This is a genomic window from Oleiphilus sp. HI0128, from assembly GCF_001635365.1.
This window is the reverse complement of the sequence record NZ_LWGG01000949.1, coordinates 1-4,338: the sequence shown is the minus strand read 5'-3', so window position 1 is coordinate 4,338 and position 4,338 is coordinate 1. Positions and strand designations below refer to the sequence as shown.

Annotated in this window: 8 protein-coding genes; 2 read left to right on the top strand and 6 right to left on the bottom strand. The window is 40.7% G+C overall.

Annotation, left to right across the window (positions count from 1 at the left end; all coding sequences use genetic code 11):
- Positions 1–254 precede the first annotated feature (254 nt).
- Positions 255–707 carry a hypothetical protein gene (locus A3763_RS15515; RefSeq protein WP_068511205.1) on the bottom strand — a complete coding sequence of 151 codons (453 nt, stop codon included), beginning with the start codon at positions 705–707 and terminating at the stop codon, positions 255–257.
- Between the two features lie 162 nt (positions 708–869).
- Here A3763_RS15515 and A3763_RS15510 point away from each other — a divergent pair, with 162 nt between their 5' ends.
- Together A3763_RS15510 and A3763_RS15505 are read left to right on the top strand one after the other, a co-directional pair.
- Positions 870–1,112 (top strand): Arc family DNA-binding protein, encoded by a 243-nt coding sequence (locus tag A3763_RS15510; protein ID WP_068510145.1) that lies wholly within the window; start codon positions 870–872, stop codon positions 1,110–1,112.
- Positions 1,109–1,510, top strand: a complete 402-nt coding sequence (locus tag A3763_RS15505; protein ID WP_068511203.1) for a type II toxin-antitoxin system VapC family toxin — start codon at positions 1,109–1,111, stop codon at positions 1,508–1,510. Before A3763_RS15510 ends, A3763_RS15505 begins: the two co-directional genes overlap by 4 nt.
- Before the next feature lie 78 nt (positions 1,511–1,588).
- On the opposite strand, the gene A3763_RS15500 is transcribed toward A3763_RS15505, so the two are convergent.
- The 5 genes from A3763_RS15500 to A3763_RS15480 form a co-directional block, all read right to left on the bottom strand.
- Positions 1,589–1,873 (bottom strand): hypothetical protein, encoded by a 285-nt coding sequence (locus tag A3763_RS15500; protein ID WP_068751095.1) that lies wholly within the window; start codon positions 1,871–1,873, stop codon positions 1,589–1,591.
- 545 nt (positions 1,874–2,418) lie between these two features.
- A complete protein-coding gene (locus A3763_RS15495) occupies positions 2,419–2,709 on the bottom strand; it encodes a HigA family addiction module antitoxin (RefSeq protein WP_068511195.1) in 291 nt (96 codons plus the stop codon).
- Between the two features lie 14 nt (positions 2,710–2,723).
- Positions 2,724–3,014: a type II toxin-antitoxin system RelE/ParE family toxin gene (locus tag A3763_RS15490; RefSeq protein ID WP_068511197.1), complete on the bottom strand. Its 291-nt coding sequence runs from the start codon at positions 3,012–3,014 to the stop codon at positions 2,724–2,726.
- Between the two features lie 145 nt (positions 3,015–3,159).
- Positions 3,160–3,453 carry a HigA family addiction module antitoxin gene (locus A3763_RS15485; RefSeq protein ID WP_068509680.1) on the bottom strand — a complete coding sequence of 98 codons (294 nt, stop codon included), beginning with the start codon at positions 3,451–3,453 and terminating at the stop codon, positions 3,160–3,162.
- The gene (locus A3763_RS15480; RefSeq protein WP_068509678.1) at positions 3,453–3,731 is read right to left on the bottom strand and encodes a type II toxin-antitoxin system RelE/ParE family toxin; all 279 of its coding nucleotides are present in this window, start codon (positions 3,729–3,731) and stop codon (positions 3,453–3,455) included. The genes A3763_RS15485 and A3763_RS15480 overlap by 1 nt, the downstream gene beginning before the upstream one ends.
- Between the last annotated feature and the right edge of the window lie 607 nt (positions 3,732–4,338).

Here is a 4,338-nt window from a genome sequence, read left to right as displayed (position 1 = left end):
GGATAGGTTAACGCGTCGCGTTAGCAACCCACGAATACCAGCATGATCACCGTCGAAATTACTTGCTTCATCTGATGCGTTGACGCTTCCCTAACGGGAAGAATGTTAATTAAAAAGAAAGGCTCTGGCCGAGGTTCCGGCAGGATTTTGTGCGGGCCTCTTGACGTGGGGAGTCATACCAACGCTTTTGTCGTGGGGCGCTGTAAGCGTCCAAGCCCCGCAGGGGCTGAACCACCAACTTTTTGTTAGGCAGATCATCGCACAAATTCGTAATTATGCCACTCAGGACGCTCTTCTTTTTCTAGAAACTCAACAATTGAACTCTTCGCAATATCTGTAGCAATACAGTACTTTTCGTGCAGTGGCTCACTCTCTCCGAAAGAGATTTCCTTTCGATCAGCTACTGAAATATTTTCATTTCGAGAATCACTTAAAGCACGAAATTCACTAGCATTTTCATCATAAAATATGAGGCCAGATATTTCGTCACTCCATTCTAGAGCGAAGTAAACACGAATATAGTTTCTGGCACCAAAAATGAATCTTTGCCACCAAGGCCTTAAACCATCGTCAGCTGCCAGCAATATCTTTCCTGATTTCGAATTTAGCGCATTCCGCAGTGCTTCTCTTGTCTCGGAGAAGTTCTCAAATTCTAATTCCTTACCGTCTAAGGTAAGAAAATATTTAGTGTGAGATTCCAAATTCATTTTATTGCCTAACGCCCGCCTCAACGAGCAAATTTTGCTGGCGGCAGTTTTGCCGCGCAGCGCAAAAGTGGTGACAGAAAAATTTGTCCGTTGGAGGCGCTTGTTAAAATCATTTATTTATGCAACCATAATGAAACCATATTGCAACCATGAGTGTTTTTTATGCCCGCAATTACAGTGAAGAATATACCAGACATTTTATACAGCCAGCTAAAACAATCTGCTGAAGCACACCACAGAAGTATAAATAGTGAGCTTATTGTATGCCTAGAGAAGGTTTTGAGACCACAAAAAATAGATAAAGACCAACTTTTAATGAATGCACGAACAATGAGGCAAAAACTAAAAGGTTTGAAAGTTACTGAGGAAGATTTAACTAAAGCCAAAGCTGAAGGCAGAGAATGATTGTAGCTGACACTAATACAATAGCTTACTTATATTTACCCTCTGACTATAGCGAATACGTAGAAGCCTTGCTATTGAAAGACCCAGATTGGATTGCCCCTATATTATGGCGCAGTGAGTTACGAAACATCTTAGCTTTGTACCTTAGAAAAGAGCTTATTTCTATGGAGGATGCCTTAGAAATACAACAACAAGCTGAGAATTTACTCAAAGACAATGAATATACCGTAAATTCTTTCGAAGTATTAAATACTGCAAATGAATCAGGTTGTTCTGCTTATGACTCTGAGTTTATTTGCTTGGCAAAGAGCCAAAACTGCAAACTAGTGACTGCTGACAAAAAAATACTAAAGCAATTTCCAGACATAGCGATATCTGCCAGAGAGTACGTTGCTTAGAAATTTTAACGCCGCCAGCAACGGCGAGCGAAGCGAGTCCAGCCCACGGCCCTTTGTGGGCGATGTTGGCTGGCCTGGTTATATTTTTCTTTCAATGATGAACCCTGACTCGTCACCACAATGAATATAAATTTCACCGTCACCTTGTAAAGGAGTAGGAAATTCAATTTTACCCCGACCACAAAGGTCATCACCCTCGCAAGTGCCTTGCCAGCTAAACTCAAGATAAGGTGTTCGGTGAGATACCCTAACATCGAGCCACCCTTTTACAGCACCAAAAACGAACTGGCCTAATCCATCTTCAGTAAACTCAAAATAACCGGGTTCATCGAGGTCAACGTAGTCTTGAGGCCAAGTTGTCATTAACTTAATTTTCCATCGGCCTACAAAATCGTGCACTGAATTCTCCCTGAAATATAACGCCGCCATTTGCGGGATGAGTTTTATGGCGACGTTTATGCGTTTCTTTGCATAAACGGTGACAGAAAACGAAGATCCGAAAGATGGCCTGGTTATATGATTTTTGCTTTTAGTCTTTTGACCTTATGCTCTTAATTTATTGTTAAGAACTCAGAAACGACGCAATAAACCATACAATAATTTTTATTTTGTTTATCTGATTTTGACCACGATAAACCCTAAATTCTTACCTGAACTGTCAACGAAACCACCCATCAAAGTGACCCGATTACGCTGAGCAAAAAACTAATTTTTAGAACACTGAACCTTGATGATAACCTGACTTTATAAGAAGGCCATCTTTGCACAAAACTAAGAAAACCGCGTACAAGTGTTTGGTACTTTTGCGCATATAACGCCGCAATTTGCGCGACGGAGTGGAATGGCGGCTTGTTTGCGTGTTTTTGCAAACAAGGTGACAGCCCACGAAGTTCCGCAAGATTACTTGGTTATATGCCTACTGCTTGTAGGGGCTGAATATGATTTTCTGGCCGTTTTGCTGATAAGTCATGAACTGACTGCAAATTAAGCCAAAACTCAGGTGACGTATTAAAAGACTCTGATAATAGCCATGCAGTTTCAGGGGTTACCCCACGCTTACCACGCACTATTTCATTTATGCGCTGTATAGGAACGCCTAGATGTAATGCCAATGCTTTTTGAGTTACCTCAAGAGGCTCTAGAAACTCTTTGAGAAGAATAACTCCTGGGTGTGTTGCTATGCGATTTGAAGGAATCATAATTTACCTCATATTTAGTGGTAATCCACTATTTGGACATCATGAGCAGCGTTAGAATCCCAGCGAAATACAATACGCCACTGAGAATTAATACGAATACTATGGAAACCGTCTAGGTCACCTTTAAGTAGCTCAAGCCTATTTCCGGGAGGCGACTTAAGGTCATCTAGGTTCTGAGCAGCATTAATAACATCAAGCTTATATAAAACTAACTCATGTATCTGATTGGGCAGCTTTCGTGCCCAACGACTAGAAACACCATTAAACAGATCTGATGTAGTTTTATTGCCAAAGGAAATAATCATTTAGGCATATTAACGAATACACGGTATTCATGCAACATATAGCGCCGCAATTTGCGCGACGGAGTTAGATGGCGGCTTGTTTGCGTGTTTTTGCAAACAGGGTGACAGCTCACGGAGTTCCGCAAGATTGCTTTGTTATATTTAATCACGCAGCCTCAAAAGAAACTGAGTGAACGTTACCTAAATTGATATTTTGTTTGGCCTGCCAAAGGTCATAGTTGTCTTGCATTGCCAGCCAGCTTTCAGGACTACGACCTACAGCTTTGGATAGCCTTAATGCCATTTCAGGTGTTACACCACTTTGCCCCTTTAAAATACGGTTAAGTGTCGATGATGCGACATCTAGCTGTTTGGCTAAAAAGCGGCAGCTATAACCGAACGGCTCAAGGTATGTTTCTTTAATGAACTCACCGGGATGAGGAGGGTTATACATGCTCATTAGTGATAGTCCTCGTAATTTAATATGAATGCATTGCCATCTTTGAATTCGAAAGTTACTCGCCAGTTACCATTAACCGAAATAGACCAAATACCTTCACGGTCACCTTTTAATGGGTGCAATTGATAACCTGGTAAATCAACATCCTCGATTACATGAGCAGTATCGATAGCCGCCAGTTGCATTTTCAATTTCCTTGCATGGCTATTCTGAATGCCCGCAGTACTCCCTGATTCAAAGTACTTTTTGAGACCTTTATGCTTAAACGATTTAATCATAAGCTGATGGTAGCATGATGCGCACTATGCATCAATAAATATAACGCCGCCATTTGCGGGATGAGTCTTATGGCGACGTTTATGCGTTTCTTTGCATAAACGGTGACAGAAAACGAAGATCCGAAAGATGGCCTGGTTATATGATTTTTGCTTTTAGTCTTTTGACCTTATGCTCTTAATTTATTGTTAAGAACTCAGAAACGACGCAATAAACCATACAATAATTTTTATTTTGTTTATCTGATTTTGACCACGATAAACCCTAAATTCTTACCTGAACTGTCAACGAAACCACCCATCAAAGTGACCCGATTACGCTGAGCAAAAAACTAATTTTTAGAACACTGAACCTTGATGATAACCTGACTTTATAAGAAGGCCATCTTTGCACAAAACTAAGAAAACCGCGTACAAGTGTTTGGTACTTTTGCGCATATAACGCCGCCATTTGCGGTCGAAGTTTGATGGCGACTTTTATGCGTTTCTTTGCATAAAAGGTGACAGAAAACGAGATCCGCAAGATGGCCTTGTTACATGCACTTTGCTATACTTCGTTTTACTATGTATTACATATTAAGCAAATAGGTATCAAATATGAAGACAGAAA